The organism is Lysobacter sp. P5_C4, assembly GCF_054049695.1.
Window position 1 is genome coordinate 726808 of sequence record NZ_JBFULX010000001.1, and the last position, 16114, is coordinate 742921.

Genomic DNA, 16114 nt, shown 5'->3' on the forward strand with positions numbered 1-16114 from the left:
TGTTCCGGTGCGCGAAGCGCGGCCGTGACATGCGCTTCCGATAGAATTGCGCTCCCTCCGCTGGGCGCATCGCGCGCCCGGCGGTGCCAGCTATTTGCGAGCGCATGAACGATACCCCGCAAGACCCCGGCAACAACGCCCCGCCCCTCCCCCGTGCCGGACAATCGCGCACCTGGTGGCGCGCACCTGCCTCCGCCTCCGCGCTTGCCTTCCACATCGCGCGCGCCGCCCGCGTGCACGACGGTCCGGTGCTCGCCGTCGCGAAGGACAACCACGGGGCGCACCAGCTGGAATCGGACCTGCGCACGTTGCTCGGCGAAGACGCCGCCCTGCCGGTGCTGCCCTTCCCCGACTGGGAAACGCTGCCCTACGACCAGTTCAGCCCCCACGCCGACATCGTGTCGCAGCGCCTGGCCGCGCTGCTGCGACTGCCGACGCTCAAGCGCGGCATCGTGGTCGTGCCGGTGCAGACGCTGCTCCAACGCGTCGCGCCCATGCGTTACGTCGTCGGCAACACTTTCGACGTGCGCGTCGGCCAGGTGCTCGATCTCGACGCGGAAAAGCGCCGCCTGGAAAGCGCCGGCTATCGCAACGTGCCGCAGGTGTTCGATCCGGGCGACTTCGCTGTGCGTGGCGGCCTGCTCGATGTGTATCCGATGGGAGCGCACGAGCCGTATCGCGTGGAGCTGTTCGACGACGCGATCGATTCGATCCGCGCGTTCGACCCCGAATCGCAGCGCTCGCTCGAGAAGGTCGATGCGGTGCAACTGCTGCCGGGCCGCGAAGTTCCGCTCGATGACGAGGCACGCAAGCGTGCGATGGATGCACTGCGCGAGCGCTTCGACATCGACACGCGCCGCAGCGCGCTGTTCCAGGACCTGAAGGTCGGCCTGGCGCCCGCGGGCATCGAGTACTACCTGCCCTTGTTCTTCGAGGCCACGCGCAACGAAGGCACGACGGCGACGCTGTTCGATTACCTCGGCGATCGGATGTTGCCGATCGTCACCGAAGGCGCGCTCGCGTGCGCGGATGTGTTCTGGGCGCAAACCGCCGAACGCTACGAGCAACGCCGCCACGACATCGAACGCCCGCTGCTTCCGCCGAACGAGCTGTACCTCACGCCCGATCAATTGCGCGAGACATTGAATGCGCGCCCGCGCGTGGATGTGGTTGGCGGCGAGGATGCGAAGTCGGCGAAAGCCCTGGCGCTCGGCGATCAACCCGCGCCCGATGTGCCGATCGCGGCCCGCGAAGCCGGCGCAGGCCCGCTGCAGTCCTTCCTCTCGACGTATCCCGGCCGCGTGCTCATCGCCGCCGATTCCGCGGGCCGTCGCGAGGCCTTGCTCGATGTGCTGCACGCCGCCGGCGTGAAGCCCGAAACCGTCGCCGACTGGCACGCGTTCCTTGCGGGCACAATGCGCTTCGCCATCGCGGTCGCACCGCTGGAAGACGGCTTCGCACTCGACGGCGAACTCGTCGGTGGCACGCCGATCGCGTTGCTCACCGAGCGCCAACTCTTCCCCGAACGCGCCTCGCAACCGCGTCGCCGCAAGCGCGCGGGCCGCGAACCCGAACAGATCATCCGTGACCTCGGGGAGTTGAGCGAAGGCGCGCCGATCGTCCACGAAGACCACGGCGTCGGCCGTTATCGGGGCCTGGTCACGCTCGAAGCCGGCGGCACGCCCGCCGAATACCTAGAAATCGAGTACGCGAAGGGCGATCGGCTGTACGTGCCGGTCGCGCAACTGGATCGCATCTCGCGTTACTCCGGCGCGTCGCCGGAAACCGCGCCGTTGCACAACCTCGGCGGCGAGCAGTGGACCAGGGCCAAGCGCAAGGCCGCCGAAAAGGTGCGCGACGTCGCCGCCGAACTGCTCGAGATCCAGGCCAGGCGGCAGGCGCGCGCAGGCATCGCGCTCGACGTGGATCGCGCGTTGTACGAACCGTTCGCGGCCACCTTTCCCTTCGAGGAAACCCCCGACCAGCACGCGGCGATCGAAGCGGTCATCCGCGATCTCGCCTCGTCGCAGCCGATGGATCGCGTCGTGTGCGGCGACGTGGGTTTCGGCAAGACCGAAGTCGCGGTGCGCGCGGCGTTCGTCGCGGCGACCGGCGGCAAGCAAGTCGCCGTCCTCGTGCCGACGACGCTGCTCGCCGAACAGCATTACCGCAACTTCCGCGATCGTTTCGCCGATTGGCCCTTGAAGGTCGAGGTGCTCTCGCGCTTCAAGAGCACGAAGGAAATCAAGGCCGAACTCGACAAACTCGCCGAAGGCAAGATCGACGTGATCGTCGGCACGCATCGGCTGCTGCAGAAGGACGTGCGCTTCAAGGACCTGGGCCTGGTGATCGTCGACGAAGAGCAGCGCTTCGGCGTGCGCCAGAAGGAAGCCTTGAAGGCGTTGCGTGCGAACGTGCACCTGCTCACGCTGACCGCCACGCCCATCCCGCGCACGCTCAACATGGCGATGGCGGGTTTGCGCGACTTGTCGATCATCGCCACCCCGCCGGCGCATCGCCTTGCGGTACAGACCTTCGTCACGCCGTGGGATGGCGCCTTGCTGCGCGAAGCGCACCAGCGCGAACTCGCGCGCGGCGGGCAGGTGTATTTCCTGCACAACGACGTCGAAACGATCGGCCGCATGCAGCGCGACCTGCAGGACCTGGTGCCCGAGGCGCGCATCGGCATCGCACACGGCCAGATGCCCGAGCGCGAGCTGGAACGCGTGATGTTCGACTTCCACAAGCAACGCTTCAACGTGCTGCTGTGCACGACCATCATCGAGTCGGGCATCGACATCCCGAACGCGAACACGATCATCATGAACCGCGCCGACAAACTCGGCCTGGCGCAGATGCACCAGCTGCGCGGGCGCGTGGGGCGGTCGCACCATCGTGCGTATGCGTATCTGGTCGCGCCCGACAACCGCAGCATCACCGCCGATGCGCGCAAGCGCCTGGAAGCGATCGCGTCGATGGACGAACTCGGCGCGGGCTTCACGCTCGCCACGCACGATCTCGAAATCCGCGGCGCAGGCGAACTGCTCGGCGAAGACCAGAGCGGCCAGATGGCGGAAGTCGGTTTCAGCCTGTACACCGAACTGCTCGAACGCGCCGTACGTTCGATCAGGCAAGGCAAGCTGCCCGACGAGGATCCCAACTTCGAACATCGCGGTGCCGAAGTGGTGCTCAACGTGCCGGCGCTGATTCCCGACGATTATCTCCCGGACGTGCACGCGCGCCTGACGCTGTACAAGCGCATCAGCAGCGCGCGTTCGGCCGATGAACTGCGCGACCTGCAGGTCGAGATGATCGATCGTTTCGGCCTGTTGCCGGACGCTGCCAAGCATCTGTTCGCGATCGCGGAGCTGAAGTTGCAGGCCACGCGCATCGGCATTCGCAAGATCGACCTGGGGCCGGCGGGCGGGCGTTTGCAGTTCGAGTCCAAGCCCGATGTCGACCCGATGACGGTCATCCGGATGATCCAGAAGCAGCCGCAGCACTACGCGATGGACGGCCCCGACAAGCTGCGCCTGAAGCTGGACTTGCCCGATGCCGCCGCGCGGGTGCAGGCTGCGCGGGGACTGCTGACGGCATTGCAGCGGGCGGCCTGATCGGCCGAGGGGGACGTCGTGAATGCATGGATGGCCTGCATCATCCTGGCCTTGCTCGCCCTCGCCGCGCGCGAGGCGTGGCACATCCGGCTCGGCCTGGATTCGCTGCACTGGTCGCATACGACGGGCACGCTCGAGCGCATCTGGCAGGAAAGCGACATCGGCGATCCCCAGAGCGAGGGCCGGCATTCGGTGTTCGCGCATTACAGTTACGCCGTCGACGGCCGCGCTTACCGTGGGCGGCGGCTGAGTTATCGCCCGATGGCGCTATTGGCCTTCGGCGAGGCGCTCGAGGTGATGCACGGGCTGCGCAGGGGGAGCATGGTGGACGTGTATTACGACCCGGCGCGGCCAGGCCGTGCGGTCATGATCCCGGGCAGCGGCACGGGGAACATCGTGGCGCTCGCCACCTTGTTGGTGCTGGCCGCGCTGTGCGGCTGGGCCTGGGCGGCGCTGGCGTGACGGCCGCTTGGCCGGCACCTTCGCGCGCGGCCGGTATGCTCTGACCCATGGCCAATCTCGAACCCAATCCCCTCGACCCTTGGGACGGCAGTGTCGCGCAGGCGCGCGCCATGCAGGACCTGATGGCGCGGCGCGTGTTGCTGCGCGATGGTTTCCGTTCGCCGTTGCGTGCCGTCGCCGGGTTCGCGGTGGCGATGGAGGACGAGGGGACGCGGACGCGCGCGGTCGCGGTGTTGATCGACGCGGAGTCGTTGGACTTGATCGATGCGCAGGTGGCGCATGTGTCGGCGTCGACGAAGTATGTCCCCGGGTTCCTGTCGTTCCAGGTGATGCCGGCGTTGTTGCGCGTGCTCGACATGTTGCCGCAGGCGCCGGACCTGGTGTTGTTCGACGGCGATGGCATCGCGCATCCGCAGCGCTTCGGGATCGCATCGCATTTCGGCGTGGTGTCGGGGTTGCCGACGATCGGCATCGGCAACAAGTTGTTGCTGGGCACGGCGGCGGACCTGCAGCAGGTGCGTGGGGCGTATACGGCGCTGCGCGATCACGGCGAGCAGATCGGTTGGGTGTTGCGTTCGAAGCCCGAGGTCACGCCGATCATCGTCTCGCCGGGGCATCGGGTTGCGATGGCGTCGGCTGCGGATCTGGTGAAGCGGTTCGTTGCCGAAGAGCGGATGCCCGAGCCGGTGCAGATGGCGCAGCATCTGGGGGCGCGGGGGATGCGCGTTTAGTTGGGCGGTTTCGGGGCGTCATCCGCGCGGCGCAATCGGGCCACGGCTTCCGCGGCTTCCCATGCTGTCCGGACGCGCGCTTCAACGTCCTGCCACCGTGAAATGGCCCTGTCGGGTGCCGCCGACCACGCATCTTCCGCGTAGTAGCTGACAGCCTCCCAACTCGCGCCGCGGAAGCAACGGCGAAGGATTGCGGAGAAGGACGCGATTTCCAGTTCAACGGCAGTCAGGGCGTTCAAGGGGACATCACCACCAAATTCGAAGTTCGCTGGTCGGGAAAGCCGTCCAGTCGTCGGGCAGCGATGAATATGGACCTGATTCGCGCGCCGTGCGCCGGGCGCAGGCATTTCGGACGGACGGCGCCCGTTCGGGCGCAACCGGTCAACGCTCGGGCAACGGAATGAACTCCGTCTCGCCCGCGATCTTCCCGAACCTGTCGTCCAGCCAATCCTGCTTCGCCTGCTCGATGCGCTCTTTCGACGAGGACACGAAGTTCCACCACATGTGCCGCGGCCCATCCAGCGGATCACCGCCCAACAACATCGCCTTGACGATGCCGAGCGCACGCACGCGATGCTTCACACCGCGATCCAGCACGACCAGGTGCTGCTCGGGAATGTCGGTGCCATCCAACTGCACCTTCCCCTCGAGCACGTACAACGCACGCTCGACCGAACGCGCGTCGACCTCGAACTCCGCCTCCGGCGCCATGTCGACCGCGACGTTGAACGTATCGGTGAACACCGCCACCGGCGACTCCTCGCCGAACGCACGCCCCGCGATCACGCGCAAGGTGACGCCCGGCTGCGTGATCAACGGCAACGCATCCGCCGCGTGGTGATAGAACGCAGGTTCGGTTTCTTCATGCGACTTCGGTAACGCCACCCACGTCTGCATCCCATGCACCGGATGCGGGGCCTCGCGCGTGCCCGGCGGCGTGCGCTCCGAATGCGCGATGCCACGCCCCGCCGTCATCCAGTTGACATCGCCCGGACGAATGTCCTGCACGCTGCCCAAGGTGTCGCGATGCGAAATCGTGCCTGCCCACAGGAAGGTCACCGTCGCCAGGCCGATGTGCGGATGCGGACGCACGTCGATGCCGCGGCCCGGCTCGAACAACGCCGGGCCCATGTGATCGACGAACACGAACGGCCCCACGCTGCGCGCCTGGATCGACGGCACGGCGCGCCGCACCTGGAAACCGCCGAGATCATGGACACGCGGCGCAACGATCGTGGTCATCTTTCTACCCTTGCTGTGCGGCGTCCACGCGAATCGTGACGGCCGGGTTCTCGGTGAATTCGAGCGCTTCGACGGTCAACCGCCACGCACCCATGTTCTTCGACGGCGCTTCGGGCAGGTTCGCCTTCACCGTCGCCTGCGCGCCATTGGCGAACACGAACTCGATGTCGGCATCACCCGCGCGGATGCAGCGCGCGTTCGGCGGGCAACGCGAATCCTGCGTCACCGACACGTACTGCAACGTCGCACCGTCGGGCAAGCGGACGGTTTCCTTCGGCGCGAGCTTCTCGGACGCGCCGGCAGTGATCGAACGCATCGTGGTCTCCTGCGAAGTCGTGCCGCCACCGCCCGACGCGTTGCTGGCGCAGGCGGTCAGGGTGCAGGCCGCGAGCAGCGCGGCGAGGGTCGTGCGAAGCATGGGCAACTCCGTTTGCATGGGTGTGGCCGCAAGTCTAGGACGCATTCCTGAACCGCGCCGTCATCGCGCGACGACGGCGCGAAAGACTCAGAACTGGCCGCCCTGGAAATCGGCGAAGGCCTGCATGATCTCTTCCTTCGTGTTCATCACGAACGGGCCGTAACGCGCGACCGGCTCGCGCAACGGGCGACCGGCCACGAGGATGAAACGCGCACCCTCGGCACCCGACGAGGCAACGAGCGTATCGCCACCGCCGAGCACCGCGAGTTCCTGCTTCGCAAGCGCACGCGCGTCCTCGCCTTCGCCGATCGACGCATCGCCTTCGAATACATACGCGAACGCGTTGTGCCCTTCCGGCAACGCATACGACCACGTGGTCGAGGGCGCGAGTTCGATGTCCAGATACACCGGCGATGTCGCAGGCTGCACGATCGGGCCGCGCACCTCGCCAACACTGCCGGCGATCACCTTCACCGACACGCCCGGCGCGGGCTGCGCCACCGGAATGCGATCGGGCGCGAACTCCTGGTACTGCGGCGCGTCCATCTTGTTGGCCTTCGGCAGGTTCACCCACAACTGGAACCCGCGCATGCGGCCTTCCTGCTGCTCGGGCATCTCGCTGTGCACCAGGCCGCGGCCGGCCGTCATCCATTGCACGCTGCCCGGCACGAGCAGGCCTTCGTTGCCGTGGTTGTCGCGATGGCGCATGCGCCCGTCGAGCATGTAGGTCACGGTCTCGAACCCGCGATGCGGATGGTCGGGGAACCCGGCGAGGTAATCCTCGGCCTTGTCGGTGCCGAATTCATCGAGCATCAGGAAGGGGTCGAGCATGTCGAGCTGGGGCGTGCCGATCACGCGCGTGAGCTTCACGCCGGCGCCGTCGGACGTCGGCTGGCCGCGCAGCTTGCGGGCGACGCGCGCCGTGGACCGGGAAGTGGTGGACATGGGGAACCTCCTTCGTTGCGATGCCGGAACGATGGAGGCGGGCGCCGGGGGATGCCAGTGCCGTGGGTGGAACGCAGGGTTTGGAAAGGCGGGAGTCAGATCAATCCACCGACATATCGGCGCCTGTAGCCGCTCAGCTACGCTCGTAAACGTACACCGTCGCCGGTGGCACGTTGCGCAGGACGAAGCCGCCCCGCCGCACTTTCAAACGCAACGCCTGCTGCACCGATTCGGAAACCGGTGCCTGCGGGCCATACGTGAACTGGATGAATCGTCCGCCGGGGCGCAGGCAGGCGAAGGACGCGGCGAGGATGCGTTGCTGCAGATCTTCGGGCATCGCGAGCAAACCGAGGCTCGACACGATCGCATCGGCCAAACCGCCCGCAAGGAATCCGCAATGCGCGGCGATCTGCGGCAGGTCGCTCGCATCGCCCAACGCGACGCGCACCGCGGGGAAGCGTTTGCGCAGATGTGCGTGCAGCGATTCGCTGAGCTCGATGACCAGCAGGTCGTTGCCACGCAATCCATGTGCCATCAATGCGCGCGTGACCGAGCCGGTGCCGCCACCCAGTTCGATGACGCGTCGCGTGTCGTGCGGCAATTCATCGACCATCGCCTGCGCAAGATCACGGCTGGAGGGCGCGATCGACGCGGTCTGCAGCGGATTGCGCAACCACTGTCCGAACAGCGCCAACCAGCCAGCCCGCGCGTTCATCCCCGCGCGTCCATGCCCAGGCGCCGCAAGCGCCAGCAACGGTGGATGCGGGCGTCGCGTGCGAAGTCCGGCGGGATCGTGGACGGGGTGACGTCTTCGATCGACGCGATATCGGACAGGGCCACTTCGTCGAGTTTGAAGCGGCGGAAGTTGTTCGAGAAATACAGCGAGCCACCTTGTGCCAGCCGCATCAGCGCGGCGCGCAGCAAGCGCACGTGTTCGCGTTGCACGTCGAAGTCGTTCGCGCGCGCGGAGTTCGAGAACGTGGGCGGGTCGCAGAAAATCAGATCGTAGTCCCCGCGGTCGGCGAGGAGCCATTGGATCGCGTCGGCCTGTACGAGGCGGTGACGGCCGCCGCCGATCCCGTTCTCCGACAGGTTGTCGGTCAACCACTGCAGGTAAGTGCCGCTCAAGTCGACGCTCGTCGTGCTCGACGCCCCGCCCTGCGCGGCCTGCACGGTTGCCGCGCCCGTGTAACAGAACAGATTGAGGAAGCGCTTGTTGCGCGCTTCGCTCGCGATCCGCAGGCGCAGCGGGCGGTGGTCGAGGAACACGCCGGTATCGAGGTAATCGAACAGGTTCACCCGCAGGCGCGCATTGCCTTCGCGCACGACGAGATATTCACCCCGCCGGTCGAAGCGGCCGTACTTGCTGCCGCCCTTGCCGACGCTGCGCGTCTTGAGTGCGATGCGCTCTTTCGGAATACCGAACACGTCGCGCGCGGCGGCCAGCAATGCATTGAGGCGCTTGCGCGTGGTCTCTTCCGGGATCTCCGCCGGCGCCGCGTATTCCTGCACGTGCAGCCATTGCTCGCGCGAATCGGCGTCGGTATAGACGTCGATCGCGGCGGCATATTCGGGCAGGTCCGCATCGTAGGCGCGGAAGTTGTCGATGCCTTCGCGCTCGCGCCAGGTCTTCAGCTTCTTCAAATTCTTGCGCAGGCGGTTGGCGACCATCTGCGCGCCTTCCGACAAAACGGGCGGCGGTGCATCGACCGAACGCTGCGGAGGCGCGATCGGGTCACACACGATCAGCGTGCATTCGATCGCGCCGTTGAACAGTTGGTAGCGCTTGTTCGCGCGCAGGCCGGTGGCGCGTGCGAGTTCGTCGTCGCCGCACAGCAGGCTGGCACGCCACTCCGGCGCGTTGCGGCGCAGTGCGTCGCCGAGTGCGCGATAGAGCGCGGGATCGGCCGCCAGGCGCGCGTCGTAGGGCGGATTGCAGACGACGAGGCCACGCGGGCCGAAGTCGGTTGCGCGCGCGAGTGATTCGACGGATGTCGGGTGCAGGTCGAGCACATGGCCGACGCCAGCCGCCTGCGCGTTGCCGCGTGCGGCTTCGAGGATGCGTGCGTCGGCGTCGCTGCCGAAAAACGCCGGGCGTAGCGCAAGCAGCCCGACATCGCGGCGGCGTTGCGCGTCTTCCACCAGCGTTTTCCATGCGGCGGCATCGAACCCGCGCCAGCGCGTCGGCATCGCGGCACCGTGACGCTGCAGGCCGGGCGCCACGTCGCCCGCCATCAGTGCGCCTTCGATGAGCAACGTACCGCTGCCGCACATAGGATCCAGCAGCCCCGCGCCATCGCGATACATCGCCGGCCATTGGCCACGCATCAACACCGCGGCGGCGAGGTTTTCCTTCAACGGCGCTTCGCCCTGCGCGCTGCGCCAGCCGCGGCGATGCAGCGGACCGCCGCCCAGATCGATCGACAGGATCGCGCGGTTTTTGCGCACGACGAGGTTCAGGCGCACGTCCGGCGATTCGATGTCGACATCGGGGCGCGCGCCGGTTTTCTGGCGCAGCACGTCGACGACGCCGTCTTTCACGCGTTGCGCGGCGTAACGCGCGTGCGTCAGCGCTTCGCCCGAAACGTGCGCGTCCACGGCGAGCGTGTGGCCCGGGCCGAGGTGTGTTTCCCAATCGACTGCGGACACGCCCGCGTACAAGGCATGTTCGTCCGCGCAATCGAATTCGGTGATCGGCCACAGCACGCGGCTGGCCAGGCGCGACCACAGCACGGCACGCTGCGCGTCGAGCAGTTCACCTTCGACGTTCACGCCTGCCATCGTCGCGGTCGCGCGCGCGCAACCCAGCGCGAGCAACTCGTCCGTCAACAGATATTCGAGACCCTTGCCGCAGCTGGCGAAGAACTTCATGTCAGAGCTTCGCAAGCAGGGCAGCGAACGCGTCGGCGCTGGCCTGGACATGCGCGGTGAGGCGATGGCCGTCGTCGACCATCAGCAGCGAGGCACGACGCGATTGCGCCCATGCGACGACATCGCGCGGAGGAATCAGTTCGTCCTCCCAACCGTGGATGATCGACGTCGGCACGCCTGCGGCATCGAACGGATGCGCCTCATGCAAATGGATCGGCGGCGCCATCAGGAACAAACCGGCGACCGGCACCTGCAAGGACACGTGGCCGGAGATCCATGCGCCGAGGCTCGAACCGGCGAGCACGATCGGGCCGTTCGCCGCGGCTTCGGAAGCGATGCGCAGCAAACGCTTCACGCGCGCCGCGACATCACCGAGATCGCTGACCTCGCGCTTTCCATCCAGGTCGGTGAAATCCGGTCGTTCGTGGCTCCAGCCGAAACGTTCGGCCACCTCGGCGAGCGCCGTGACCTTGGTGGCATCGGGTCCGCTTTCGAACCCGTGCGACAAAATGCAATGACCGCGCATCAACCGTCCTTGTCTTCGATCGCCGACACCGCGTCGCCGATGCGGAACTGCCCGCCTTCCACGATGCGCGCGCACAACCCGCCCATGTGGCGCATCGCGTTGAACCCACCGGGGCCCAGGGCTTCCTCCATGCGCGAGCACGGATCGCACGTATCGGTGCCTTCGAGCACCACGTCGCCGATACGGAAGCGCCGGCCCTTCAACGCGATCAGCGGAATGCCGGAGACCACGACGTTGCGGCGGAGCAAGACGGGCGACACCGATTCGTGGCCCGCCAGAGACGCGATCGCGGGCAGGTGTTCGGCCTGGATGAGCGTGACGCCGCGCTTGCCGCTACCGCCGGTGTAACGGTCGCCGACCAGGCCCTTGCCCGCCCGTGCTTCGACCGCGTCGATGGGCGCCATCGGCACGTCGCGCTTGGGCCGCACGCCGATCCATTCCACGCGGCCGGCGCGCGGCAGTGTCGCCATGAGGCGGCCGAGCGCGGAACCGGGGGGCGGGATGGCAGGCATTTCTGACGTTCGGGGGAGGAAACGTTGCGATGCTAGCATCGTGGCCATGGTGCCCATGCCGCCGCCGGAGCTTCCGGTCGAAACCACGCCCCTGCCCTACGAAGCCCAGCTCGACGCGCGCCCGCGTGCGCAGATCGACCTGGTGGTCATCCATTGCACGGAACTGCCGGACCTGGCGACCGCGCGTGACTATGGGGAGCGCGTGCGCTATCCCGATTCGGGCCAGGGCAACAGCGGCCACTATTACATCGACCGGGACGGCACGGTGCACCTGTGGGTGTCGCTCGAGCGCGTGGCGAACCACACGCGCGGTTACAACCCGCGTTCGATCGGCATCGAACTGGTGAACACCGGGCGCTACCCGAACTGGTTGGATGCGACCCACCAGGCGATGGACGAGCCGTACACCGATGCGCAGATCATCGCGTTGATCGCCCTGCTGAACGTGTTGGCGAAAGACTATCCGGCGCTGCAATTCATCACGGGGCACGAGGATCTGGACACGACGACCGTGCCTGCTGAAGACGACCCGACGAAGCTGGTGCATCGCAAGCGCGATCCCGGGCCGTTGTTTCCCTGGGATCGCGTGCTGCGCGCGGTCCGCTTGAAGCGGTTCGAGCCTTGAGGCAAGAGGCGCCGTCTATACTGCGCCCATGACCGCGCCTCCCGTTTCCGAACTCATCGAACTGCTGTCCCTCGAACGCCTCGAGGACAACCTGTTCCGCGGCCAGAGCCGCGACATCGGCACCAAGTACGTGTTCGGCGGGCAAGTGCTCGGGCAGGCGCTCTCGGCCGCGCAGGCAACGATGGATGAAGTGAAGGAAGCGCGCGCGGCGCATTCGCTGCATGCGTATTTCCTGCGCGCGGGCGACATCGATGCACCGATCGTCTATCTCGTCGACCGCACGCGCGACGGCGGCAGCTTTTCCGTTCGCCGCGTGACCGCGGTGCAGCACGGCCAGCCGATCTTCTTCCTCGCCGCCTCCTTCCAGCGCGCCGAAGCAGGCCAGGGCCAGCATCAACTCTCGATGCCCGACGTGCCCATGCCCGAGGACATCGCGCCGACGGCCGATCTCACGCCCGACCATCTCGCACGTTTGCCCTCGAAGGTGCAGCGCTGGTTGTCGCGCCAGGGGCCGTTCGAATTCCGCCACGTGTATCCGCGCGACGAGCTCAATCCGCCCAAGCGCCCGCCCTTCCAGCACGTGTGGTTCCGGTTGGGCGAGCGTGTCGGCGATGCGCCGGAGTTGCATCGCGCATTGCTGGCGTATGCGTCTGACTTCCATCTGCTCGGCACCGCGACCTTCCCGCACGGGATCAGCTATTACCAACCGAATGTGTTGATGGCCTCGCTGGATCACGCGCTGTGGTTCCATCGTCCCTTCCGCGCGGACGAATGGCTGCTGTATTCCATCGACAGCCCGACGGCGCAGGAGGGGCGCGGCCTGGCCCGCGGCCAGATCTACGATCGCTCCGGCAAGCTGGTCGCGAGCACGGCGCAGGAAGGCCTGATCCGCGTCGTCGACGAAGCGAAGGGCTGAGATGCGGCAGGTCTTTTCCAGCCCGCGCATCCACAACGTCGAAGGCATCGCGAAGCTGCTGGAAGACGAAGGCATCGAGGTGCGCATCACGCACGGGCGGTCCTACAAGAGCGCGTGGAGCGGGCGGCGCACGTACAAGGAATCCGAAATGGGGTCGCCCATTCCCGCAGTGTGGGTGGTGCGCTCGGAAGACCAACCGCGGGCACGGCAGATCCTGCGCGAAGCGGGCCTGCTCGATTCCACGCGCGGCGGGAGCGACAGTTTCCTGCCCGAGTCTGCGATTGGGAATTTCGAAGTGCGCGCCGCGGCGGCGCCGACCAAGCGCGCCTTCCGTTACAAGATCGGGTTGCTGGTCCTGATCGTCGTCGCGGTCGGGCTTGCGTGGGTTGCGGCGCATCGGGCGAATACGGCGGCGGCCGTCGCGCCCGCGGTCGTCGACAAACATCGGCCCGATGCGCGCGCCCCCGCGGCTGCGCGTTCCATGGCGCCCGCCGAACCGGTGCCGGGGGCCTATCCCGTCGAAACGCCGCCCGCGCTTGCGACGATGCTGGCCGGCGTCGAGCTGGCCACGGACACACCGGCGGTGGCTTGCCTGCGCATCGATGGCGTCGTGGCCACGAAGTCGCAGCTTGCCGCCCTTCCTGCTTCGACGGCACGCATGGATTGCACGGACACCACGGCGACGGCATCGGTGTTGATCGACATCCGCGGCTACCGCACCGACGGCTCGGGCACCGGCACGGTGGAGCTTGCGGTCACCAGCGCAGGCGCGCAGGCCACGCAGGTCCGTACACTGCTGGTCCGGCGCACCGAGGCCACCTGGCGCGTGCTGCGCGTCCTTTCGGTGCGTTGAGTCACATCGGGCGCGCGCCCACGTCTGGATACGCATGGACACCACCGTCGACCAGCTGATCCGCCTCGAACTCCCCGCCGCGCGCGACGGGGACCGCGCTGCCTACGGGCGCATCGTCGTCGCCTGCCAGAACACGATCACCGCGATCGCACTGGCGATCGTGCGCGACGTGCCGAGCAGCGAGGACATCGCGCAGGACGCGTTCCTGAGCGCGTGGCAACACTTGCGCCGACTGCAGAATGCGGACAGCTTCCTGCCATGGCTGCGGCAGATCACGCGCAATCTGGCGCGCGATCACCTGCGCGCGAAAGTGCGTGGCCCCTTCCCGGTCGACGACATGGAAGCCGCGATCGCCGCCGCCGCCGATCCCGCGCCTTCGCCTTTGCACGCATTGATCGACGCCGAGCGGCACGGCGCCGCCGCCGACGTGATTTCCGCCTTGCCCGAGGACAGCCGCGAAACCTTGTTGCTGTTCTACCGCGAAGGACAGAGTTCCAGGCAGGTCGCCGCGCTGCTCGGCTTGTCGGACGCCGCGGTGCGCAAGCGCCTGTCGCGCGCGCGCCAACAGGTCCAGGAAGATTTGCTCGAGCGGTTCGCCGATTTCGCGAAAGGTTCGGCCCCGGCCGCCGCGTTCGCGACCATTGTGACCAGTGCGCTCGTGGTGGCGAGTCCATCGGCTGCCGCCGCGACGATGATCGGCGGCGCCGGCCTGGGTGCGAAGACGATCGGCCAGGTGTTGCTCGGCGCCGCGACCGGCATCGGCATCGGGCTGGTGGCGGCGAGCGCGAGCGTCTTCTGGGGCTGGCGCAAGCAGATGGGCGAAGCGATGGACGCGCAAGAACGGCGCGAACTCACCCGTTCGGCCATCGTGAACGTGTTGGCGATCATCGGTTACCTGGTATCCATGCTGCTGACCACGACCTCCACCCGCGGGTGGGTACCGGCGACGGTGGCGACCTGCGTGTTCATGTCCATCGTGTTCTGGCAGACCGGTGTCGTGCAGCCGCGCGCGAAAGCGCGTCGTTTCGCCGTCGAAGCGCGCGTCGACCCCGAAGGCGCGGCCAGGCGCAGGCGCCGCGAGCGCATGTTGTGCCGCGTCGGCCTGGTCGTCGGTTCGCTGGGCGGCTTCGGCGGGCTGATCGCCGGCCTGGTGGCGGCGGGCCGCATTACGTTCTGACGCGGATTTCACGACGCCGCGTGACGACGGCGCGACAACGTCTTCGCATTCGATGGCGGTATGCTCGACCCATGGGCGCGAACAACACCCCGGACCAGGACGAGCTCCGCGTCTTCCACACCGGCGACCACGCGTGCGGTTACTGGCCCACGCGCATCGCCCGCGACCTCGTGCTCGATCCGCGCGATCCGCGCATGCCCAATCTGTATCCGCTCGCGTTGGGTTGGGGATTCCGCCGCTCCGGCGACATCGTGTATCGGCCGCATTGCCAGGGGTGCCGCGCGTGCGTCGCGGTGCGCATTCCCGTCGCGCAGTTCGTGCCCAGTCGTAGCCAGCGCCGTTGCCTTGCGCGCAATGCCGACATCGAGGCGCGCATCGTGCCGGCCGAGCGCACGGAAGAACAATTGGCGTTGTATCAGCGCTACCTGCGTGCGCGGCATCGCGGTGGCGGGATGGACGAGCATGGCGGCATCGAATTCGACCAATTCCTGATCGGCAGTTGGTCGCACGGGCGTTTCATGGAATTGCGCGAGCGCAGCCAGGGCAAGGGGCCCGGGCAGTTGTTGTCGGTGGCGATCACCGACGTCGTCGAGAATGCGTTGTCCGCGGTCTATACGTTCTTCGATCCCGACCTGCCCGAGCGCGGGTTGGGGACCTTGTCGTTGTTGCGGCAGATCGCGTGGGCGCAGCGCGACGATCGCGCGCACCTGTATCTCGGGTACTGGATCGAAGGGCACGACAAGATGGATTACAAGCGGCGCTTCCGTCCGCTGGAATCCTTCGACGGGCGTGCCTGGCAGGCGCTGGCCTAAGCCTCAGCCTTCGGGCGGCAACTGCGTGCTTTCGGCCTTCGGCGTTTCGACCGCTTGCGGAACCGCCTGCGTCGGCGCCTGTGCCGCCGGCGCCGCCGCGGACACCGGCGGCAGCGAGGCCATCAACGCCGGCGCGACGCGCTGCGAAAAACCGAAGCCCGCTTCGCTGTGCGCCGAGACGACCATCCGCACCATCGACTGCGGCACCATCAATTCCAGGGCGACGGTGCGGCCGTCGTTGGACTGCGCCTGGATCGTCATTTCGAGCAACGCGCCCGCCGTGTCGATTTCGTGGCAGAGCACATGTTCGCCGCCCGGCCCCTCGCGCAGGTAGGGTTTGATCGCCTCGCCCAACGCTTCGAGCGCCTGCGGGAAGAAGTAGACGGCGTAGCCTTCGGATTCGTTCATCG

The 16114-nt window shown here is 67.3% G+C and carries 16 protein-coding genes; 8 read left to right on the forward strand and 8 right to left on the reverse strand.

All coding sequences use genetic code 11. The annotated features are described in order from the left end of the window. Window positions 1-104: 104 nt before the first annotated feature. From mfd to nfi, 3 genes are read left to right on the forward strand one after another with little or no spacing between them, the layout of a single operon-like run. Window positions 105-3614 carry a transcription-repair coupling factor gene (gene mfd / locus ACXJJ8_RS03475; RefSeq protein ID WP_499026935.1) on the forward strand — a complete coding sequence of 1170 codons (3510 nt, stop codon included), beginning with the start codon at window positions 105-107 and terminating at the stop codon, window positions 3612-3614. 30 nt (window positions 3615-3644) lie between these two features. Next, the gene (locus ACXJJ8_RS03480) at window positions 3645-4076 is read left to right on the forward strand and encodes a DUF3592 domain-containing protein (protein ID WP_499026937.1); all 432 of its coding nucleotides are present in this window, start codon (window positions 3645-3647) and stop codon (window positions 4074-4076) included. Window positions 4077-4123: 47 nt separating this feature from the next. Then, on the forward strand, window positions 4124-4807 hold the full coding sequence (nfi, locus tag ACXJJ8_RS03485) for a deoxyribonuclease V (RefSeq protein WP_499026939.1): 684 nt from the start codon (window positions 4124-4126) through the stop codon (window positions 4805-4807). Between the two features lie 381 nt (window positions 4808-5188). Here the strand turns inward: nfi and ACXJJ8_RS03490 are convergent, their stop codons facing one another. The 7 genes from ACXJJ8_RS03490 to ACXJJ8_RS03520 all read right to left on the reverse strand — a co-directional run bounded on the left by ACXJJ8_RS03490 (window position 5189) and on the right by ACXJJ8_RS03520 (window position 11321). Next, on the reverse strand, window positions 5189-6049 hold the full coding sequence (locus tag ACXJJ8_RS03490; RefSeq protein WP_499026940.1) for a pirin family protein: 861 nt from the start codon (window positions 6047-6049) through the stop codon (window positions 5189-5191). 4 nt (window positions 6050-6053) lie between these two features. Next, entirely contained in the window at window positions 6054-6467 is a 414-nt protein-coding gene (locus ACXJJ8_RS03495) for a hypothetical protein (RefSeq protein WP_499026942.1), read from the reverse strand. Between the two features lie 87 nt (window positions 6468-6554). Beyond that, complete coding sequence (locus tag ACXJJ8_RS03500; RefSeq protein ID WP_499026944.1) at window positions 6555-7412, reverse strand: pirin family protein; 858 nt, start codon at window positions 7410-7412, stop codon at window positions 6555-6557. 133 nt (window positions 7413-7545) lie between these two features. Then, window positions 7546-8127, reverse strand: coding sequence for a class I SAM-dependent methyltransferase (locus tag ACXJJ8_RS03505; RefSeq protein ID WP_499026945.1), 582 nt, complete (start codon window positions 8125-8127; stop codon window positions 7546-7548). Beyond that, window positions 8124-10283, reverse strand: coding sequence for a bifunctional 23S rRNA (guanine(2069)-N(7))-methyltransferase RlmK/23S rRNA (guanine(2445)-N(2))-methyltransferase RlmL (rlmKL, locus tag ACXJJ8_RS03510; RefSeq protein ID WP_499026946.1), 2160 nt, complete (start codon window positions 10281-10283; stop codon window positions 8124-8126). The genes ACXJJ8_RS03505 and rlmKL overlap by 4 nt, the downstream gene beginning before the upstream one ends. Window position 10284: 1 nt before the next feature. Further along, window positions 10285-10812, reverse strand: coding sequence for an alpha/beta hydrolase (locus tag ACXJJ8_RS03515; RefSeq protein WP_499026948.1), 528 nt, complete (start codon window positions 10810-10812; stop codon window positions 10285-10287). Then, on the reverse strand, window positions 10809-11321 hold the full coding sequence (locus ACXJJ8_RS03520) for an MOSC domain-containing protein (protein WP_499026949.1): 513 nt from the start codon (window positions 11319-11321) through the stop codon (window positions 10809-10811). The genes ACXJJ8_RS03515 and ACXJJ8_RS03520 overlap by 4 nt, the downstream gene beginning before the upstream one ends. A 55-nt stretch (window positions 11322-11376) precedes the next feature. Here ACXJJ8_RS03520 and ACXJJ8_RS03525 point away from each other — a divergent pair, with 55 nt between their 5' ends. From ACXJJ8_RS03525 to ACXJJ8_RS03545, 5 genes are all read left to right on the forward strand, one after another. Continuing rightward, window positions 11377-11946, forward strand: a complete 570-nt coding sequence (locus ACXJJ8_RS03525; protein ID WP_499027197.1) for an N-acetylmuramoyl-L-alanine amidase — start codon at window positions 11377-11379, stop codon at window positions 11944-11946. Window positions 11947-11974: 28 nt separating this feature from the next. Further along, a complete protein-coding gene (locus ACXJJ8_RS03530) occupies window positions 11975-12862 on the forward strand; it encodes an acyl-CoA thioesterase (RefSeq protein ID WP_499026950.1) in 888 nt (295 codons plus the stop codon). A gap of 1 nt (window position 12863) precedes the next feature. Then, the gene (locus tag ACXJJ8_RS03535) at window positions 12864-13715 is read left to right on the forward strand and encodes a putative signal transducing protein (RefSeq protein ID WP_499026951.1); all 852 of its coding nucleotides are present in this window, start codon (window positions 12864-12866) and stop codon (window positions 13713-13715) included. Between the two features lie 34 nt (window positions 13716-13749). Further along, the gene (locus ACXJJ8_RS03540) at window positions 13750-14892 is read left to right on the forward strand and encodes an RNA polymerase sigma factor (RefSeq protein ID WP_499026952.1); all 1143 of its coding nucleotides are present in this window, start codon (window positions 13750-13752) and stop codon (window positions 14890-14892) included. Between the two features lie 71 nt (window positions 14893-14963). After that, window positions 14964-15704, forward strand: a complete 741-nt coding sequence (locus tag ACXJJ8_RS03545) for an arginyltransferase (RefSeq protein WP_499026954.1) — start codon at window positions 14964-14966, stop codon at window positions 15702-15704. A 3-nt stretch (window positions 15705-15707) separates the two neighbouring features. On the opposite strand, the gene ACXJJ8_RS03550 is transcribed toward ACXJJ8_RS03545, so the two are convergent. After that, window positions 15708-16112, reverse strand: coding sequence for a hypothetical protein (locus tag ACXJJ8_RS03550; RefSeq protein WP_499026956.1), 405 nt, complete (start codon window positions 16110-16112; stop codon window positions 15708-15710). Window positions 16113-16114: the final 2 nt, after the last annotated feature.

Coding starts and splice junctions, on each gene's coding strand:
- ACXJJ8_RS03490 (WP_499026940.1), bottom strand. CDS start 6,049: ATGACCACGATCGTTGCGCCGCGTGTCCATGATCTCGGCGGTTTCCAG.
- ACXJJ8_RS03525 (WP_499027197.1), top strand. CDS start 11,377: ATGCCGCCGCCGGAGCTTCCGGTCGAAACCACGCCCCTGCCCTACGAA.
- ACXJJ8_RS03540 (WP_499026952.1), top strand. CDS start 13,750: ATGGACACCACCGTCGACCAGCTGATCCGCCTCGAACTCCCCGCCGCG.
- ACXJJ8_RS03505 (WP_499026945.1), bottom strand. CDS start 8,127: ATGAACGCGCGGGCTGGCTGGTTGGCGCTGTTCGGACAGTGGTTGCGC.
- nfi (WP_499026939.1), top strand. CDS start 4,124: ATGGCCAATCTCGAACCCAATCCCCTCGACCCTTGGGACGGCAGTGTC.
- ACXJJ8_RS03550 (WP_499026956.1), bottom strand. CDS start 16,112: ATGAACGAATCCGAAGGCTACGCCGTCTACTTCTTCCCGCAGGCGCTC.
- ACXJJ8_RS03535 (WP_499026951.1), top strand. CDS start 12,864: ATGCGGCAGGTCTTTTCCAGCCCGCGCATCCACAACGTCGAAGGCATC.
- ACXJJ8_RS03530 (WP_499026950.1), top strand. CDS start 11,975: ATGACCGCGCCTCCCGTTTCCGAACTCATCGAACTGCTGTCCCTCGAA.
- ACXJJ8_RS03480 (WP_499026937.1), top strand. CDS start 3,645: ATGGCCTGCATCATCCTGGCCTTGCTCGCCCTCGCCGCGCGCGAGGCG.
- ACXJJ8_RS03545 (WP_499026954.1), top strand. CDS start 14,964: ATGGGCGCGAACAACACCCCGGACCAGGACGAGCTCCGCGTCTTCCAC.
- ACXJJ8_RS03520 (WP_499026949.1), bottom strand. CDS start 11,321: ATGCCTGCCATCCCGCCCCCCGGTTCCGCGCTCGGCCGCCTCATGGCG.
- ACXJJ8_RS03495 (WP_499026942.1), bottom strand. CDS start 6,467: ATGCTTCGCACGACCCTCGCCGCGCTGCTCGCGGCCTGCACCCTGACC.
- rlmKL (WP_499026946.1), bottom strand. CDS start 10,283: ATGAAGTTCTTCGCCAGCTGCGGCAAGGGTCTCGAATATCTGTTGACG.
- mfd (WP_499026935.1), top strand. CDS start 105: ATGAACGATACCCCGCAAGACCCCGGCAACAACGCCCCGCCCCTCCCC.
- ACXJJ8_RS03500 (WP_499026944.1), bottom strand. CDS start 7,412: ATGTCCACCACTTCCCGGTCCACGGCGCGCGTCGCCCGCAAGCTGCGC.